Raw genomic sequence first — 18,790 nt, 5'->3', positions numbered from 1 at the left:
ATAAAATCTATTCAAACGATATTAAAACATGGAGGAATCAAGTTTGCAGATCAATCGTGTAAAAAAAATAGGTAAGACCATCGAAGAAATTGAGGAAGGCGATTCGTTATCCTTAACAGAGTCGATTGAAGATAATCAGCTGTTGTTATATCTAGGACTGACTAATGATGCCAATCCTTTATATATTCAACATGATTATGCCCAACAAACCGCATATCAACGTCCAATTGTTCCGTCTGTCATGTTAATGGGGATTATTACCAGTGCCATTTCAAAGCACTTGCCGGGACCAGGATCGCATGTGGTGAATTTTTCGGTGAATTTTATCGAACCAGTCTATCATTATGAAACACTAACTTTTGCTTTTGAAGTGATCAAAGTGGATAAAATGAAAGATGTGGTGACGATTTCTGTGGAAGCAACCAATGCAGAAGAAGACCGTGTTTTAGACGCTGTCGTGATGGTGCAACCTCCAATAATTGAAACAGAAAGCGTAGGGGATATTCATGAATAACTATCAAACACCCGTTGTGGAAAAAGATACATTAAATCGTTTTTATGCTAAAGTTTATGCTTTTTTTGCGGTTGGACTAGGAATTAGTGGTGTTGTTTCTTATTTTTGCGCGACAACATTTCTACCACAAACCATCCGTTTTGTTAATGGCTTTCCGTTAGGATTTTTAGGGCTATGGATTGTCCAATTGATTTTAGTCTTTGTTTTAGCAGCTAAAGCCAAGAAAAATCCTGCTATGACCATTGCCGGATTTCTGATCTATTCCTTATTAAATGGGTTAACGTTGACTGCAACGCTACTACATTACGATATTAATACTATTTACGTTGCTTTTGGTGCAGCGACAGCAACCTTTGCAGCAACAGCACTCTTTGGTGTCTTTACGAAAAAAGATTTATCTATGGTAGGTAGAATTGGTTTTATAGCTTTAATTGGGATTATTGTGACAATGTTGTTAAATGGTTTTATTTTACACAGTGGTCCAATGGAGTATTTGCTTTCAATTGTGACCGTGTTTGTCTTTGCCGGTTTGACAGCTTATGATCACCAAATGATTAAAGCTTATTACAAACAAAGTCGTGGAACAGAAAATACTGGTATTGCGGTTTTTGTAGCCTTACAACTTTACTTAGACTTTATTAACTTGCTGCTAGCCTTCTTACGTATTTTTGGTCGCGACTAGTTTTATAAATGAAAAAAGAATTTGCGGCATTTTGCTGCAAGTTCTTTTTTTTAAAAGAAATTTTAAGTCTTACGAGAAAGTTTGCTTTTAGTGTTCAAAGATCAAGGAGATTTCCTCAGATTTTCCTATTTCAAAATTATCACTTTTTAGGTGCTTTGATTTTTAAATTACTAGTCAATAATCATCGCTAGTTTACTGGAACTTTGTTAGAATAAAGAGGAACTTTTGTGGGATTGCAATAAAATGTTGCTAGAAAACCAACGAGATAAGGAGAATTTCCATGACGAAGAAAAAACTTTTATTAGTGGATGGCAATAGCGTGGCTTATCGAGCTTTTTTTGCGTTGCATAATTCGCTGGAGCGTTTTAAAAATAAGAATGGCTTGCATACTAATGCGATTTACGCTTTTAATACAATGTTTGATAATGTAATGACCAAAGAAAAACCAACGCATGTTTTGGTGGCCTTTGATGCAGGTAAAACGACATTTCGAACTGAAATGTATCAAGACTACAAAGCCGGACGAGCAAAAACTCCAGGTGAATTTCGTGAACAACTTCCTTATATTCGTGAATTAATTACCGCTTTAGGGGTCAAGTATTACGAGTTAGAAAATTATGAAGCTGATGATATTATCGGCACTTTGGCGACACAAGTGGACAAAAATGAATTTGAAGTCGTGGTGTTATCTGGTGATCGCGATTTAACACAATTAGCCAGTGATGATGTGACGGTTGATATTACAGTAAAAGGGGTCAGTGAAATTGAAGCCTACACACCTGCGCATATTGCTGAAAAATATGATGGTTTAAGCCCTAAGCAAATTATTGATATGAAAGGTTTAGCTGGCGATACCTCAGATAATATCCCCGGTGTAACCAAAGTGGGGGAGAAAACCGCCATCAAGCTATTAAAAGAGTATGGCTCAGTTGAAGGAATTTATGAAAATATCGATAAAATAAAAAAAAGTAAAATGAAAGAAAATCTGATTCATGACCAAGAACAAGCCTTTTTATCAAAAAAATTAGCTACAATTGATACCGCAGCGCCAGTGACGGTTAAAATTGAAGAATTAGCATATGCAGGCAAAGATTTGGATAAATTGGTGCCATTTTATAAAGAAATGGACTTCAAACAATTTTTAAGTAAGTTAAATATCGTAGAAGACCCAGCTGATTTGGCAGAAATTATGTTTGAGGTGGTGGATGAATTTACCGCTGAAATGTTTCAAGCAGACATGGCGCTCTATCCCGAGATGTTATCTGATAATTATCATTTGGCTGATATTGTGGGGGTTGCTTGGGGAAATGAGCAGAAAATTTATGTGACTGATAATTTAGCTGTGTTTGAAAATCACGATTTTCTAAATTGGCTTGAGGAAAAAAACAATAAAAAGACCTATGATGCCAAACGTACCTATGTTGCTTTAAACCGTTATGCCAAACGGCCACAAGGTATTACGTTTGATGTTTTACTGGCTGCGTATTTGTTAGATACAAACGATAGTAACAACGATATCGCAGGTGTAGCCGAACATTATGGCTTTACTGATATTCAAACAGATGAAGCTGTTTATGGCAAGGGGGCTAAAAAAGGGCTGCCTGAAAATATGGAAGATTTTTATGCCCACTTGGCCCGCAAAGTAAAAGCAATTTTGTTTTTAAGTGAAAAACTAGATGAAGATTTAAAAGAAAAAAATCAAAGTGATTTATTTTATCAGATGGAGTTGCCTTTATCACAAATTTTAGCTGAAATGGAAATCGCTGGTATCACAGTCGATAGCAAACGCCTTTTGGATATGAAAGGCGAGTTTGCCACACGCCTTCATGAAATTGAAGAAAAAATTTACGCAGAAGCTAAAGAAGAGTTTAACTTAAATTCGCCAAAACAATTAGGTGTTATTCTTTTTGAAAAAATGGGGCTTCCGGTAATCAAAAAGACCAAAACAGGCTATTCAACAGCTGTCGATGTTTTAGAGCAATTACAAGACCAAGCGCCGATTGTTGCGGATATTTTAACGTATCGTCAGATTGCTAAAATTCAGTCGACCTATGTTGAAGGCTTATTAAAGGTCATTCAACCGGACCAAAAAATCCATACGCGTTATGTTCAAACCTTGACTCAAACGGGCCGCTTAAGTTCGGTTGATCCTAATTTACAAAATATTCCTATTCGCTTAGAAGAAGGACGTAAAATTCGACAAGCCTTTATTCCCCGAGCTAAAGACTGGGTGATTTATTCCTCTGACTATTCGCAAATTGAACTACGGGTATTGGCACATATCTCAGATGATGAGCATTTAAAAGAAGCCTTCTTAGAAGGTCAAGATATTCACGCCAGCACAGCAATGCGGGTTTTTGGGATTGAAAAGGCTGAAGATGTGACGCCAAATATGCGTCGTCAAGCAAAAGCGGTGAATTTTGGAATTGTTTATGGTATATCTGATTATGGTTTATCACAAAATCTAGGAATTTCCAGAAAAGCAGCACAACAATACATTGATACTTATTTTGAAAAGTATCCTGGGGTTAAAAAATATATGGAAAGTATCGTTCGGGATGCAAAAGATAAAGGGTATGTTGAAACCCTGTATCATCGTCGCCGCTATCTTCCAGATATTAATGCTCGGAATTTTAATGTGCGCTCTTTTGCAGAACGTACCGCAATTAACACTCCTATTCAAGGAAGTGCCGCTGATATTTTGAAAATCGCCATGATTGACCTGGCAAAACGGTTGCAAGAAGAAAGTTTATCAGCTGTTATGTTACTGCAAGTCCATGATGAGTTGGTTTTTGAAGTGCCAGAAAATGAACTAGAAAAATTGGATAAACTAGTCAAAGATGTCATGGAAAATGCCGTGGCATTACACGTACCCCTTGTCACAGATAGTAGTTGGGGCAAGACGTGGTATGATGCCAAATAAGAAGGTGGAAAAATGCCAGAATTACCAGAAGTTGAAACAGTCAGAAAAGGGTTGTTACAACTTGTTTTAAATAAAGAAATTGCAACTGTAACTGTTTTTTGGCCCAAAATTATCGCAGCGCCAGAAGTTGAGATTTTTAAAAGCGAATTAGTCGGACAAAAAATTGAAACGATTGGGCGTAGAGGGAAATATTTAATTTTTGAACTTTCCGATTATGAGTTGATCTCCCACTTGCGAATGGAGGGGAAATACGAGTTCTTTTCATCAGACACAAAAGCAGTCGTGACAAAACATACCCATGTTATTTTTCACTTTACCGATGGTAGTCAATTGCAATATCGGGATGTGCGTAAATTTGGTCGAATGGCACTTGTTTTAAAAGGTGAGGCCCAAAATTTTAAAGGGATTGCGCAGTTAGGTCCTGAACCAACCCCGGAAACGTTTAAGCTAGCCCAGTTTAAATCAGATTTGAAAAAAACTAAACGGGAGATTAAACCGGCTTTATTGGATCAAAAAATGGTGACAGGCTTAGGCAATATTTATGTTGATGAGGTGCTGTGGTTAGCAAAAATTCATCCCATGCAGCCTTGTGATAGCTTAAATGATGCCCAGATTAAACGTCTGCGCCTTTGTATTATTGATGTTTTAAACAGAGCAGTGGCAGCTGGTGGAACGACTGTACGCACATATTTAAACGCATTAGGAAAAGCGGGAAGCTTCCAATTGTCTTTAAACGTTTATGGTAAAACGGGCCAGCCGTGTCCACGGTGCCAAACTCCGATTGAAAAAATTAAAGTGGCGCAAAGAGGAACGCATCTATGTCCCCACTGTCAAAAACTAATCTTGAGGTGATGAAGATGAGTTTTGTTTTAGGCATTACTGGTGGCATTGCCAGTGGCAAAAGTACAGTTGTGAATATCTTTAAAGAAAAGGGCTTTCCCGTGGTCGACGGGGATGTCGTAGCGAGAAAGATTGTTGCCCCTGGGCAACCTGCACTGGCAGAAATCGCAGCTACTTTTGGTTTAGAGATGATACAAGCTGACGGAAAACTAAATCGCAAAAAATTAGGGGCGCTCATCTTTCAAGATGACAAGAAACGACAACAACTTGATAAATTAATGAATCCTTATTTGCGGCAGCAAATTAAAGCTGAGATTGTAGCTGGTAAAAAGATAAGTCCATTAGTCGTGGCAGATATCCCTTTGATGTATGAAGGTCATTACGATCATTACATGGATGAAGTTGCCGTAGTTTATGTGGACTTTTTAGAGCAAAAAAAAAGATTGATGGCCCGCGATTTGATTGATGAAAAAACAGCAGAAGTTAAGATAAAAAGCCAAATGCCGCTAATCGAAAAAAAGAAATTAGCCGATACCGTTTTTGATAATACCGGCAGTAAAGCAAAAACAGTTCAGCAAGTATTAAATTGGTTAGCTGTTCATTTCAAAAATGAATCATGAGTTTTTATAATGAATAAGTCTGAAAGCTTTGGGATAAATAATCCTGAAGCTTTTTTGCTAGAAAAAGTAAGATTGCCACAAAAAATAGATCAGTTTACAAAGATGAGCCCATAAAGCTTTTTTTATCACACATTCTATGCACCAACGTTTTTTAATAAATTGTCAGGCGTTAATTTGGCACTGAAATGTGATAGTTTTTTAAATTATTCATTCAAAAGCAGACAAACACAGTCTTTTCTTAGGTACAAGACAATACAACACAATTTTTTTCTGTTATAATATAAGCAAAATTCCTAGAAATTAAATGAGGTGAGAAGATGCGTTGTCCCAAATGTCACCATAATAGTTCCCGAGTTGTTGATAGTCGTCAAACCGATGATGGGCGTACGATTCGAAGAAGAAGAGAATGTGAAAACTGCGGCTTTCGTTTTACGACCTTTGAAAAAATAGAAGCAGCACCTTTATTGGTTATCAAGAAAAATGGTGAACGAGAAGAATTCAACCGTGAAAAAATTTTACGTGGGTTAATCCGTTCGGCAGAAAAACGGCCTGTTGCAATGGAGCAAATGGAGCAAATCGTGGATCATGTGGAAAATCGTGTCCGCTCTTTAGGTGAAAATGAAGTATCGACGACTTTAATTGGTGAATATGTGATGGAGGATTTAGTGGATGTGGATGAAATCGCCTATATTCGCTTTGCCAGTGTTTATCGTCAGTTCAAAGATATGTCGGTTTTCTTAAAAGAATTACAAGATATTGTCGCCAAAGCAAATGGCAAGGACACAACAGAATAAAATTGGAGGCTGCATTTTTTTGGAATATGCCTATGAAGCCAACTTACAACCAAAAGCAATTTATGAAGTGAAAAAAAGTTTGCCCTTAACTCGTGACGCAGAGAAGTCTTTAGTTAATTTGTATCAGCCGATTATTGGGGCCGATGCGCTAGCTTTATATTTTTGCTTATTACAAGATTTTGAAGATACACAAGAAAATTATACCCATTTGGAGTTGCTCAATGCCTTAGATATGGGATTATCAGCACTGAAGGCAGCCAAAAAACGCCTAGAAGGTATCGGATTGTTAAAAACTTACTACAGGGAACAACCCGAAGTTCGTTTTTTATATGTCTTAATGGAGCCGTTAACTCCTCAAGACTTTTTGGCAGATGAATTAATGTCTTTTTTACTTGTAGTAAAAGTAGGGCAAAATAAGTTTCGACAATTAAATCGACGCTTTAAGCCGGAAAGTGTCAATACGGCTGGTTATCAAGATGTAACGACAAAGTTTGGTTCGGTATATAGTTTTTCTCAAAATGAATACCAAGCCAATCAACCAGTTATTGAAGCGGTCGTAAAAAAGGCACCGCAGGATGTGGCGCAGTTACCGCTAGCTGAAAATCAGTTGAACTGGACTTTATTACGAGATTTAGCTACCAAAAAATTTATTAATCCAACCCAAATAACAGACACCTTAAAAGATAGTCTTACGCTATATCATGAGATGTTTGGTTACGATGAACTGCAATTGACAAATTTAATGGCTGAAGCTGTATCTTTAACCGATGGCACAATTGATGTACGAAAATTAAAAAACGTCGTTTATAAACAAAGTCAAGATCTTTTACCGGAAAAAAAAGCAGTTGTCTTAAATTACGACAGCGACACACAACTTCGCCGCAAAAATACGCTATTGGCTCAAGGCTTTACTGAAGCTGATTGGTATCGGATTTTAGACAGCGAGGCCTTAGCACCGATGGAATACTTGGTGAAATTAAAAGCTGCTAAAGGTGGCTATGTAACCAAAAATGAAGAGTGGCTTTTAACCGATTTGGTACAAAAGTCACCATTGCCTACGTCAGTTATTAATATTTTATTGAATTACTTGTTAGTCACACAAAATAAAGCCCAATTGCCGCAAGCTTTAACCAATCAAATTGCTAATGATTGGTCGCAAAATAAAATTAATACACCAGAAGCGGCCATTAAGTATGTGCAAACGACGGTAAAAGAAAAACAAGTTGCCAAAGAACAACGGCAAAAAAATGGTGGGAGAGTACAAAATATTGTCAAAAAAGAAGACGTCCCCGATTGGTCAAAAAAACAGTCGACGAGTGATCCAAGTCGTAAAGCTGAAATTGACAAGATGATGCGGGAATATTTCAATGATGAAGAAGGTGAAAAATAATGGAAGATGTCGGCAAAGGTGTCAACGAACTATTTGAACGGCGGAATTTTCAGCAAAAGTATGATGAAATGATGCAAGAAGTTTTGGCTGATCCAACTGTTAAAAAGTTTTTGGCTGAAAATAAAGATAAGTTAACACAAGCAGATGTGAAAAAAAGCTATCCAAAATTGTATGAGTTTGTCCAAGAAAAACGCAAATTCACATTAAATGATCCCACCATGATGGCCCCAGGTTATGAGCCCCGCTTGGTTTTGAACTTTCATTATATTGACGTCGCCTATGTCCCCACTGAAGACTTATTGGAGCGCCGTAAACAAGAGGAGATTAAAAATCGGGTCAGTACGATTGATATCCCAAAAGATATTCGTAACGCGAATATGAAAAATTTCGACAAAACAGATGCCCGCGAGGAAGCTCTGTTTGAAACGATGAAGTTTGTTAAAAACTATACAGAAAATGCGCAGGCTTTCCATAAAGGACTGTATTTAGCTGGCGATTTTGGTGTGGGCAAGACATATTTATTAGGTGCGATGGCAAATGAGTTGGCAAAACGCGGCTATACTTCAATGATGGTGCATATGCCAACCTTTACTTCGATGATGAAAAGTTCTGTTGCCGATAATACGGTCGCAGAAAAACTAGAAAATGTGAAAAAGCCTAAAATTTTAATTTTGGACGATGTCGGGGCAGATGCGTTAACAGCTTGGACGAGAGACGAAATTTTCGGTGTTATCTTGCAATATCGCATGCAAGAACAATTGCCGACTTTCTTCACTTCTAATTTCACAATGGATGGTTTGGAGAATCATTTGCGCCTAACCAAGACCGCAGATGAACCATTAAAAGCCAAACGGATTATGGAACGTATTCGTTATTTAGCAAAAGAGATTATCATGTCAGGACCTAATCGCCGTAATGAATAAAATGAATTGACACGAATTTTCTTTTGCAGAAATTTTGTGTCAATTTTTTCGAAATAAAAATCAAGGATGCGCAAATTTTTTTTAAGGAGAACACAACATGAATGAACAAGAACTGTCACAACGCCTGACAGTCGTGGGCAATGCAGTCCCTAAAGGCGCACGCTTAGCTGATATTGGCTCAGATCATGCTTATCTGCCAGTTGCATTAATGCTAGCAGGAAAAATTTCTTATGCCGTATGTGGAGAGGTAGTAAAAGGTCCTTTTCATTCGGCACAAAAACAAGTCGCCAAAAGTGGTCTAAACAATCAAATTGTTGTACGTTTAGCCGATGGTTTAGCGGCTATTGAAGCTGCTGATGAAATTGACACCATTACCATTGCGGGTATGGGGGGAACTTTAATTGCCAGTATTTTAGAAGATGGGAAAACAAATGGGCAATTAAGTGGAAAAGAACGGCTTGTTTTACAACCAAATGTGGGGGAACAAAACGTGCGGCGTTGGCTACAAAAAGAAGGCTATGAGATTTTAACAGAAAGTATTTTAGCTGAAAATGATAAGATTTATGAAGTTATTGTTGCAAAAAAGACAGCTGTTAAAAAAGAACTATCCCCAATTGAAATTTTCTTTGGACCGCATTTATTAGCTGAAAAAAATAGTGTCTTTTTAAAAAAATGGCAACAAGAACAACAAGCTTTAGAAAAAGTGTTAGGGCAACTGCAAAAAGCGAAAGTAGTACCAGAAAAAAAAGTTAACGAAATTAAACAAGAATTGGCATGGATCAAGGAGGCGTTGACATGTTAGCAAAAGACTTTATTAAACGTTTTGAAGCGTATTGTCCCTTATGGCTAGCAGAAAAAGGCGATCCAGTAGGTCTACATATTGGAACACTTGATAAGCCAATTAAGAAAGTGATGATGACATTAGATGTGCGACCAGAAGTCGTACAAGAAGCAATTGAAAAAGATATTGATTTAATCATCGCGAAACATCCGCCGATTTTTCGACCGATTGAGCGTTTAACTGCAACAAATCCTCAGACTAAAATGTATCTGGAGCTAGTGAAACACGATATTGCAGTTTATGCAGCCCATACGAATATGGACATTATCCCCGATGGACTAAATGACTGGTTTTGTGAAATGTTGCAAATAAAAGTTGCTGACTTTATGACAGAAACCCATCAAGTAAAGTTTAAAAAATTAATTGTTTACGTTCCAATTGAAGCCGCTGCAAAAATGCGGCAAGCTTTAGGTGAAGCTGGTGCAGGTGAACAGGGCAATTATCAGTTTACCAGTTTTCAATCAGTAGGTATGGGACGCTTTATTCCAACTGCGGGTGCTAAACCTGCCATTGGTAATATTGGTGAAAAAGAAAGTGTGCAAGAAGCAAAAATAGAAGTTTTGTTACCAGAAACAATTGAGGCACAAGTTTTAAAAGCAATGTATGAAACACACCCTTATGAAGAACCGGCTTTTGATCTAATTACCTTAGATAATGAGCCAATAAAATACGGGATCGGTCGAATTGGCAAGCTAGCACAACCCATGGCACTTGAAGACTTCACCCAAAAAGTGAAGGAAGTTTTTGAATTAGATGGTTTGCGGTTAGTTGAACCTGTTTTTCAGCCCCAAAAAATGATACAAAAAATTGCCATCTGTGGTGGCTCTGGCGGTAATTTTTATCCGGACGCAATAAAAAAGGGCGCCGATGTTTATATTACAGGAGACGTGTATTACCATACCGCGCACGATATGCAGGCAAATGGATTGACGGTAATTGATCCAGGGCATAACATAGAGCGTGTCTGCATTCCCCGCTTTATTGAAAAAATGAATCAATGGAAAAAAGAAGAAAATTGGGAAGTAGAATTTATTCCTTCAACAACCAATACGAATCCATTTCAATATCTTTAAAAATTAAACTGTGTTTTTTAAACACTTGGGAGGAACTATGATGTACGAAAATTTATTACCCCGCTTTTTACGCTATGTTAAAACACAAACACGTTCTGATGCTACGAGTAAAACAACACCCTCTACACAGACGCAAGTGGCTTTTGCCCATGAACTAAAAAAAGAATTAGAAGAATTAGGCTTACAAGATGTACTTTATAATGAAAATAATGGCTATGTCATCGCGACGTTGCCAAGTAACAGCGATAAACCAGTCAAAACAATTGGTTTTATTGCTCACATGGATACTGCGGACTTTAACGCTGAAAATGTAAACCCGCAAATTATTGAAAATTATGATGGACAATCGACAATCAATTTAGATCCAGCAGGGAAATATACCTTAAATACGAATGATTTTCCAAATTTAAAAAATTATGCTGGCCAAACGCTCATTACAACCGACGGGACAACGCTATTGGGTGCAGATGATAAAGCCGGGATTGCTGAAATTATGACGGCTTTAGAAATTTTAATTAAAAACCCTGAAATTAAACACGGTACAATCAAAGTCGGCTTTGGTCCAGATGAAGAAATTGGCGTTGGCGCTGATAAATTTGACGTTGCCCAATTTGGGGCTGATTTTGCTTATACGATGGACGGTGGGCCTGTCGGTGAATTGCAATATGAAACATTTAATGCCGCCGCCGCAGAAATTACAATTCATGGTAAAAATGTTCATCCAGGGACTGCCAAAGATACAATGATTAATGCATTACGTTTAGCCATTGCATTTAATAATCAGCTACCACAAACTGAAATTCCAGAAAAAACCGCAGGCTACGAAGGCTTCTTTCACTTAATGGCCATTAACGGCAATGAAGAAGAAGCAAAAATGAGCTACATTATCCGTGACCACGATCATGAAAAATTCGAAGCCAGAAAAGCATTGATTACAGGAATTGCAGACAAAATGAATGGGCAATTTGATGAAAAGCGCATTGATGTGAATATGTACGATCAATATTACAATATGAAAGAAATAATTGAAAAAGACATGAGCATTGTAGAAATTGCCAAAGAAGCGATGTTGGCTTTAGACATTAAACCGATTATCGAACCTGTGCGTGGTGGGACCGATGGCTCTAAAATTTCACAATTAGGCACACCAACGCCAAATATCTTTGCCGGTGGGGAAAATATGCATGGTCGTTTTGAATTTGTATCCCTTCAAGCAATGGAAAAAGCGACAGATGTTATTGTGAAAATCGCTGAATTAAATGCTGAAAATGCATAATTTATTCAAAACTTTCTAGTATACTTGTTATAATGAAGCGAGAGGCCTACGCTTGGCGTAAGTAATCTCGCTTTTCTTTTTTAAAAATAATTTGTAAATAAAGGAGTTTTGTTCTTGTTTAACGAAAACCCGTTATGGTTTTATCTAATCTTAGTGAATTTATATGTTTTCTTTTTAATGTATTACGACAAGCGGCAAGCAGTAAAAGGCGGTCAGCGAATTTCTGAAAAAAACCTCTTATTTATGGGCATGGTCGGTGGTGGCTTAGGTGGGTTACTTGCTCAGAAAATCTTTCACCATAAAACCCGTAAGAAGAAATTTTATCTTTGCTTTTTAATCGGAATTGCCGTGTGTTTATTGCTTATTGTTTATTATCACTAGTAGTTTAAAGGAGGTTTTATGAAAATTAATTCAAAAACGAAATTACTCTTGAATATTGTACTACTGGTTGTAATTTTAGGGGTAATGTTTTATTTGTTGCAAAATTCCTTTGGTGAAATTTTGGCAGAGTTAAAAAGTACGACTGTTTATGCTTTAATCACCGTTTTTGCCTGTGGTACACTCTACTTGATTGCCGAAGGTATCAATATTAAAACCTTAGCCGAACCCTTTACTTCCGATTTTACCCGGCGCGATGGTTTTTTTGCTGTTTGTTATTATACTTTTTATCGTGTGGTTACCTTTGGGGCAGGGACTCTCATTTCAGAGGTGAATTATTATCGGCGTAAAGGATTGAGAGTTTCTGATGGGGTAGGCGTGACTGCTCTTCACATGGTGATGTATAAACTGGCATTACTGGTCTATGCCCTCATTGGCTTACTTATTCAATTTTCTTTGTTTTATGATAAAGCACCAAATATGATCCCGTTAATTTTAGCTGGTATGATTGTAACTTTTTTGATTATTGCAGCTCTCTTGCTTCTTTCTTTGAGCTTGAAATTGCAAGTTCTTTTTGTCAAGATAACCAATAAATTATTCAAATCACAAAAACTGCGGGAAATGGTGGATCAGGCGAATTTACAAATATATTCGTTGCGTTTGGCAGTGAATGGTATCTTACAAGAACGTCCGCGAATTTTTAAAATCTTTTTGCTAAACTTATTGAAAATGGCAATCTGGTATGTGCTACCTTATTTTCTGTTGGTGGAGAATCATCCGTCGCTAGACTTTTTACTGACCTTTTCCCTGATTAGTTTTACCGTTATTTTGGCTGGGGTGATTCCAACACCTGCGGGAATTGGTTCTTTTGAGTTTGTGTATTTATTGTTGTTTAAACCACTGGTTGGTACAGTCGATGCCGTATCTTCTATGTTGCTGTATCGCTTTGCTACCTATATTTGGCCTTTTGCCTTGGGTTTTGTTTATATTTTATGGGATAAACGCAAAGCAATTAAAGGCGAATTGAAAGAATTAAATCAAAGTAGTGAAAAGACAAACTAGAAGCTCATTTCTGGTTTGTTTTTTTGTTTCTAAATTTAAAATTAGAATATCATGATAATAATAATCTTCCTTAATTGTAAGCTGCGTTAGACGTTTTTCATTCCATTATTAAAGTAAAAAATACAATAAAAGCGATAATATCAGTGGATAACGAACGTATTTTTCAGTCAACTTTAACAAGATTTTTTTATGTTTTTAACGATAAAGATGAGTTTTATATATTATATAAATAAGAAAATGATAAGAATATGATTATACCAAGGCGGTTGCCGGAATAAATAACAGCGCTTTCTAAATTATCTTGTTAGTGCAGGATTTTACAACTTTTTGAAGAAAAAAATTAAGGTTGGTACAATAAAGTTGTAAGAATATGATGAGGATAATGAGGAGGGGCGAATATGACGAAACGGAAAAAAATTCTAATAGTTGTAGTTGTTGTTGCGATGTTGCTGCCCCTTTTAGAAGGTCTGTTTTCGATTTCTTCCCTTTGGCGAACATCTGCGAATGAACCAACGCCAACGGAATTAATCAATACCGACTTTTTAAAAGTCAGCTATACTTCGCAAAACGATACAGAAAAAGGCACGATCAGTTGGTTAATTAATTATGATTATGACATGTCAAAAAGCACAACAAATGATGTGAATGGTACCTATGAGAAAGGGAAACTCAAGCTTAAATTAACAAATGGTGAAATCGTTTCAGCAGCAGATCCCAATCTGCAATTACCAGAAACCCAGTTTCAAGCTGGTAGTGTTGAAAAAGGCAGCTGGATCGAAGCGAAATCTTTTACCGATAACGGGAAAGGAAGTTTTAAATATACGACAGCAATTGGATCTGAACCAAAATTAGCATTGCAATTTGATGGTGAAAATCCAGTCGTAATTGATTCAATTAGTACGGTGGCAACTTCTGAGACAAGCGAAGAAGAAACAGTACCATCGTCTACAGAAGAGTTTGAAGTAGTAGAAAATATTTTAGTTGGCAAATCAGCTGAAACTTTCACATTAAAAGGTCCAGCAGTTGAAAATCCAGCCGAAAAACCGCAAACCGAAACAAAGAAAGCAAATACCACAAAGCAAACTGTACAACCACGAAATACCAGAGCACTATCAACAGTCGGGAAAGATTTGATTATTTCACAAGATGCTATTGTGGAGAAGGTCCATGTAATATCAAAAGCAGCGACAAGTGGAAAGTCGCAGTACCAACCAACCATCAAACACAAAAAAAATCTAACTGCAGCACATACAGAAGACTACAATTCTGCAGCAGCGGCGTTAAGTGAAAATACCTATAAACTTTTCACCGCTGGAGCAGCAGGGACCGCTATCGTTTATAATAAATCAACTAATGGGACCAACCCCTATTATACAGCAATGAAGAATTCGAAAGAATCAAACAAAACTGCTACAATGCAATTTGAAAACAGTACTGGTAAAATGGAAAATGAGGAAATCACATTAATTTATGACCACGTAGGAGGCTATATCGGCGCTGATGGGCTAACACCAAAAAAAGTCGGAGCGGTTATTCATCTAACAAACATTGTAATCGGTCCTAGTGCTACGTGGAATTCATCTGATGTGAAACCATGGATGGAGTTTTCCCATAATCTATTTTCAGGAGTAATTTATGGAAATATCCATAAATTTGATATTGAATTTAATTTTTTTGATGCTGAAAAACATCCCAATGCCAGTGATACAAATATGCCAAATGATTTTATCGACTTTTCGGAAGGTTCGGACGCTACGATGACTTTTGCATCTTTAAACGGTTATGGTAATATAGATCTTCATTTCGGTGTAACAGCAAAAAATGCGCACGAATTTGCCGGTCGAATTGACGGTGGTCAAGCCGGGAACTTTGGAAGTACGTTAAATCCTCATAGTGGATCATGTAACTATGATAAAAATAGTTATTATAGTAATGGCTCCAATTCCTTTACAGATTATCTTGGTGGTGCAACCTTTGCAACGGCTGCTGTAACATTTCCAATGGCAGGTACAACCCACAAATATAAATTTGGCTCAACTCAAGGACGCGCCTGGAACACCTTTGCAAGTTCTAGTTTGGCTCAAGTCAATCAGAATCCGCCAACCAAAACGGTGCAACCGCTAAAACAGTATCAAAAAGGTGATAATTGGAATAGTCCAACAGGGGGTGTGTCTGGATTTGAACAACGCTATTACAATGATTTAGATCGCTACAATGACGGCAACGATCCATGGTCATTACCAGAAAAATATCGTGTCAAGGGTCACGATGCAGATAAGGAAAGTGAATTAAGTGAAGGTGTTCCTCATAAGGATGCCCGTTATGTAGAAACTGGCCAGGAGCACTACTATTTTATTAACCAAGAAACAATTGATGTTAGTTCAAAATCATTAATCGTACCTAAACAATATATAATTGAAGATACGTTGCCAAAAGGAGTGGAACTTTCTGACAGTAATTGGAAAGATAGCCTAACACTTTATAATATTAACGGAAAAACAAAATTTGAAACGAAGGAAATTATAAATTGGAATCCTGTTTATACTGAGGTGAAAAAACTTTTTGAAGATGATTCAACCTATGACAGAAGTTCTGGTAAATTAACACTGATTTTGACGGAAGCGGCTTCTCGAGCAATTAACGAACAATCTGGTGAGGACGGCTTTTATGGAAAAGACTTTAGCCTACGCTTGAAAGTTAAAGTAACCAATACCGTAGATGATAAAATTAACGATTTAATGGAAAATAAAGCGAAAGTGACCTTTGTTTATGGCACTAAGGAAGGACAAAAACCAGCCTTTGAAACAAACCTGGTCCACACCAAAGTCCGCGATAATAAAACTGCGATTGAATTTGAAAAAATAGACGGTCAAGGTAATCTATTATCAGGTGTTGAATTTAAATTGTACGAAAGCAATGGGGAAACTGTTATAACTTCTGCAACATCTGCCGGTGGAAAAGTTAAATTTGATACACTGGTTGCTCCGGGTAACTATGTCATTAAAGAAACTAAAACTCTTGAGGGTTATAAGCCAATTGGCGATTTGAAAGTGACTGTTGATCAAAACTTAAATGTAACTATAAAAGACAGCGCCGATAAGCCGATAACGGATAATAAAGTTAAAAATCACTTGTATCCATTCCGATTAGAGCTACTAAAAACAGATGGATTTGGTAGCAAATTAGATGGTGTAACCTTTACATTAACAAAAGACGATAAGAAGTATACCACTAAATCAAAAGATGGCGGGAAGATCACATTTAATGAAGATTTGGAACCAGGAACGTACACGTTAACTGAAACAGAAACGCTTGATGGATACAGTCGCGTTGCTAATACTTGGAATATTGTAATCTCCGCTAAAGATAAGTCCGCCACTATCAATGGGGAAAAATTAACGGTAACTTACAATAAAGGCCAAAAACGCTGGCTAATAACACCAAATGATAAAATTGGTAAGATTGAAAATAAAATTAAAGCCTTTGAGTTGTCTATATTAAAAATTGATGAAGTCACAAAAAATCCATTATCAAATGCCACATTTGAATTGTTTGCTAAAGAAGACAACGAATTTAAAACACCATTAGCAGAAGCTACAACAGATGGTTCTGGGAAATCAGTTTTCAAAAAAGAGGGAAATGTTTATGAATTAGCAGCAGGAAAAACGTATCTTGTTAAAGAAAAAACTGCCCCCGAAGGTTATATCTTATTGGAACATCCATTTGAAGTTGAAATTAGTAAAAAAGGTGTTGTAACAATTACCTATAATGGAAAAACTACCACTGAAGAAGACTTTAAATATGAGCTTACAAAAGGAGATACAAATAAAAACACAATTGAATTGACAGCAAAAAATACCCCAGAAGGTAGCTTGCCAACAACTGGTGGTCAAGGTATTAAGAAATTTATGACACTCTCGCTAGTAGTTCTGGCAATTGTCGGAGGATTAGGCGCCTTTTATGTTTATCGTAATAAGAAAGGAGGCGCTTAAAATGAAAAAGATTATGACAAGCATACTAGCACTGTTACTGCTATTACCTTTAGTCTTTACTTTTACTAGTAATGGCGAAACTATCGTAGAGGCCGCCGATAATCCTGAAGAAGTGACAATTTATTTGCACAAACGAATTTTCCGTGATCTTCGTTGGAAAAATAATAAAGAGCTGGAAGATTGGGAGTATCAAAATGATGGTCTGCAAATTGTGGGTGAACAATTAACAGAGCAAGATAATACGTTACTAGAAAATTCACTACCGTTAAATGGTGCGATGTTTGATATTTACGATGCAACCCCTTGGTATAAAGATGTCAAAGAAAAAGGGCAACTGCCAAATGGAGTCAAAGTTTCTTCTCAAAAAGATTTCGTTGACTACATCGCAACTTTAGCCCGAAAAGAAGCAATTAAAATGGCGGAGGAGTCAAAATTAACTAAAGTAAACGCTCAAGCGATTGTTTCACAAAAAACGGAAATGCCTGATGGCCGGACGTTAGAAGGGATTGCAACATTCCCTAAATTACCAGTTAAAAGTGGTGATGAAGAGACAGCCTATTTGATTCTTGAAACAGGTCTGACAGAGAAAAAAGATTTAAATGTGGATATGGAAAAATTAGGCCGACCACTTTTAATCACCTTGCCAATTTATGTCAATAACGAAAGTCTAACGCAAATTCATCTTTATCCTAAAAATGTGGGCTATGTCCGTGATCCGTACTTCTTTAAATTTGGGCAACAAGCAAATGGTGAAGACCTAGGACCAATTGCCGGCGCAAAATTTGCAATATATCGTGAAGAGGATGGTAAGAAACTTTATCTGGACATGAGCGATGTTAATGACTTGAAGAACAAATGGGTGGAATCAGAAGATCCGCTCCATGACGATCGTGTTAATATTTTTGAGTCTGATAAAGATGGGTTGGTAAATACAGGTGCACGCTTTTTACCATCGGGAACCTTCTACTTTGAGGAATTGGAGAGTGCTGAAGGGTTTGTAATCGGCAATAAAGAAAAACGAATCAAAATTGAAGTTCCAGAATCTTGGTACGATGAAGATGGCAATTACTTACCAGTATTAATTGATGGACAACCAATGTTGGAAAATCCAGACGGTGAAGTTCCAGCTAAAGCGATGGAAGAAAAAACGCCTCGTGTCTATAATACGCAAGAAGAACCACCAACTGAATCTAGTGCCACTACACCAAGTGAACCAGCATCAACACCAGCAGAACCAACGAGAACTCGTGGTCGACTACCACAAACACTTGGCGAGTTGGTTGACACCGTTGCAACAACAGCGCGACGGATGTTACCAAAAACCAACGAAGGCAAAGCAGCCTTCTCATTATTCGGCGTTATATTAGCCGGTGGTGCAGTATTCTTATGGAAAAAGAAAAACGATAAAGACGATAAATAGCATACTGCAAAAAGATCGGAGGAATTTTCCTCCGATTTTTTTTGACATTATCTTTATTTTTT

The 18,790-nt window shown here is 37.1% G+C and carries 15 protein-coding genes; all 15 read left to right on the top strand.

Annotation, left to right across the window (positions count from 1 at the left end; all coding sequences use genetic code 11):
- The first annotated feature begins 28 nt into the window (after positions 1–28).
- Complete coding sequence (locus tag AC6R0T_RS07720; protein ID WP_396140019.1) at positions 29–514, top strand: MaoC family dehydratase; 486 nt, start codon at positions 29–31, stop codon at positions 512–514.
- A complete protein-coding gene (locus tag AC6R0T_RS07715) occupies positions 507–1,196 on the top strand; it encodes a Bax inhibitor-1/YccA family protein (protein ID WP_206903681.1) in 690 nt (229 codons plus the stop codon). Before AC6R0T_RS07720 ends, AC6R0T_RS07715 begins: the two co-directional genes overlap by 8 nt.
- 280 nt (positions 1,197–1,476) lie before the next feature.
- Positions 1,477–4,119 carry a DNA polymerase I gene (gene polA, locus AC6R0T_RS07710; RefSeq protein WP_303753932.1) on the top strand — a complete coding sequence of 881 codons (2,643 nt, stop codon included), beginning with the start codon at positions 1,477–1,479 and terminating at the stop codon, positions 4,117–4,119.
- A gap of 12 nt (positions 4,120–4,131) precedes the next feature.
- The gene (mutM, locus tag AC6R0T_RS07705) at positions 4,132–4,971 is read left to right on the top strand and encodes a DNA-formamidopyrimidine glycosylase (protein WP_230710627.1); all 840 of its coding nucleotides are present in this window, start codon (positions 4,132–4,134) and stop codon (positions 4,969–4,971) included.
- Positions 4,972–4,976: 5 nt separating this feature from the next.
- Positions 4,977–5,579 (top strand): dephospho-CoA kinase, encoded by a 603-nt coding sequence (gene coaE / locus AC6R0T_RS07700; RefSeq protein WP_230710629.1) that lies wholly within the window; start codon positions 4,977–4,979, stop codon positions 5,577–5,579.
- A gap of 317 nt (positions 5,580–5,896) precedes the next feature.
- Positions 5,897–6,373, top strand: coding sequence for a transcriptional regulator NrdR (nrdR, locus tag AC6R0T_RS07695; RefSeq protein WP_206903677.1), 477 nt, complete (start codon positions 5,897–5,899; stop codon positions 6,371–6,373).
- A 19-nt stretch (positions 6,374–6,392) separates the two neighbouring features.
- Positions 6,393–7,763, top strand: a complete 1,371-nt coding sequence (locus AC6R0T_RS07690; protein WP_303753933.1) for a DnaD domain protein — start codon at positions 6,393–6,395, stop codon at positions 7,761–7,763.
- Positions 7,763–8,686: a primosomal protein DnaI gene (dnaI, locus tag AC6R0T_RS07685; RefSeq protein ID WP_206903675.1), complete on the top strand. Its 924-nt coding sequence runs from the start codon at positions 7,763–7,765 to the stop codon at positions 8,684–8,686. The genes AC6R0T_RS07690 and dnaI overlap by 1 nt, the downstream gene beginning before the upstream one ends.
- Before the next feature lie 97 nt (positions 8,687–8,783).
- On the top strand, positions 8,784–9,488 hold the full coding sequence (locus tag AC6R0T_RS07680; protein ID WP_282462462.1) for a tRNA (adenine(22)-N(1))-methyltransferase: 705 nt from the start codon (positions 8,784–8,786) through the stop codon (positions 9,486–9,488).
- Positions 9,482–10,600 carry a Nif3-like dinuclear metal center hexameric protein gene (locus AC6R0T_RS07675; RefSeq protein ID WP_303753934.1) on the top strand — a complete coding sequence of 373 codons (1,119 nt, stop codon included), beginning with the start codon at positions 9,482–9,484 and terminating at the stop codon, positions 10,598–10,600. Before AC6R0T_RS07680 ends, AC6R0T_RS07675 begins: the two co-directional genes overlap by 7 nt.
- A 40-nt stretch (positions 10,601–10,640) precedes the next feature.
- On the top strand, positions 10,641–11,876 hold the full coding sequence (gene pepT, locus AC6R0T_RS07670) for a peptidase T (protein WP_303753935.1): 1,236 nt from the start codon (positions 10,641–10,643) through the stop codon (positions 11,874–11,876).
- 114 nt (positions 11,877–11,990) lie between these two features.
- Complete coding sequence (locus AC6R0T_RS07665; protein ID WP_206903671.1) at positions 11,991–12,257, top strand: DUF1294 domain-containing protein; 267 nt, start codon at positions 11,991–11,993, stop codon at positions 12,255–12,257.
- Positions 12,258–12,275: 18 nt separating this feature from the next.
- Positions 12,276–13,316 (top strand): lysylphosphatidylglycerol synthase transmembrane domain-containing protein, encoded by a 1,041-nt coding sequence (locus AC6R0T_RS07660; protein ID WP_303753936.1) that lies wholly within the window; start codon positions 12,276–12,278, stop codon positions 13,314–13,316.
- 398 nt (positions 13,317–13,714) lie between these two features.
- Positions 13,715–17,308, top strand: a complete 3,594-nt coding sequence (locus AC6R0T_RS07655) for a SpaA isopeptide-forming pilin-related protein (RefSeq protein WP_303753937.1) — start codon at positions 13,715–13,717, stop codon at positions 17,306–17,308.
- Between the two features lies 1 nt (position 17,309).
- Positions 17,310–18,728, top strand: coding sequence for a pilin N-terminal domain-containing protein (locus AC6R0T_RS07650; protein WP_303753938.1), 1,419 nt, complete (start codon positions 17,310–17,312; stop codon positions 18,726–18,728).
- The last annotated feature ends 62 nt before the right edge of the window (positions 18,729–18,790 follow it).

It is taken from the genome of Enterococcus sp. S86.2 (assembly GCF_059834485.2).
Note: the sequence above shows the minus strand (reverse complement) of the source record. Positions and strands in the feature narration are given on the sequence as shown.

Bases quoted from the DNA above. Each gene is read 5' to 3' on its own strand.
- AC6R0T_RS07715 (WP_206903681.1), top strand. From the start codon at position 507: ATGAATAACTATCAAACACCCGTTGTGGAAAAAGATACATTAAATCGT.
- AC6R0T_RS07675 (WP_303753934.1), top strand. From the start codon at position 9,482: ATGTTAGCAAAAGACTTTATTAAACGTTTTGAAGCGTATTGTCCCTTA.
- AC6R0T_RS07660 (WP_303753936.1), top strand. From the start codon at position 12,276: ATGAAAATTAATTCAAAAACGAAATTACTCTTGAATATTGTACTACTG.
- coaE (WP_230710629.1), top strand. From the start codon at position 4,977: ATGAGTTTTGTTTTAGGCATTACTGGTGGCATTGCCAGTGGCAAAAGT.
- nrdR (WP_206903677.1), top strand. From the start codon at position 5,897: ATGCGTTGTCCCAAATGTCACCATAATAGTTCCCGAGTTGTTGATAGT.
- pepT (WP_303753935.1), top strand. From the start codon at position 10,641: ATGTACGAAAATTTATTACCCCGCTTTTTACGCTATGTTAAAACACAA.
- AC6R0T_RS07680 (WP_282462462.1), top strand. From the start codon at position 8,784: ATGAATGAACAAGAACTGTCACAACGCCTGACAGTCGTGGGCAATGCA.
- AC6R0T_RS07650 (WP_303753938.1), top strand. From the start codon at position 17,310: ATGAAAAAGATTATGACAAGCATACTAGCACTGTTACTGCTATTACCT.
- AC6R0T_RS07655 (WP_303753937.1), top strand. From the start codon at position 13,715: ATGACGAAACGGAAAAAAATTCTAATAGTTGTAGTTGTTGTTGCGATG.
- AC6R0T_RS07720 (WP_396140019.1), top strand. From the start codon at position 29: ATGGAGGAATCAAGTTTGCAGATCAATCGTGTAAAAAAAATAGGTAAG.
- mutM (WP_230710627.1), top strand. From the start codon at position 4,132: ATGCCAGAATTACCAGAAGTTGAAACAGTCAGAAAAGGGTTGTTACAA.
- dnaI (WP_206903675.1), top strand. From the start codon at position 7,763: ATGGAAGATGTCGGCAAAGGTGTCAACGAACTATTTGAACGGCGGAAT.
- polA (WP_303753932.1), top strand. From the start codon at position 1,477: ATGACGAAGAAAAAACTTTTATTAGTGGATGGCAATAGCGTGGCTTAT.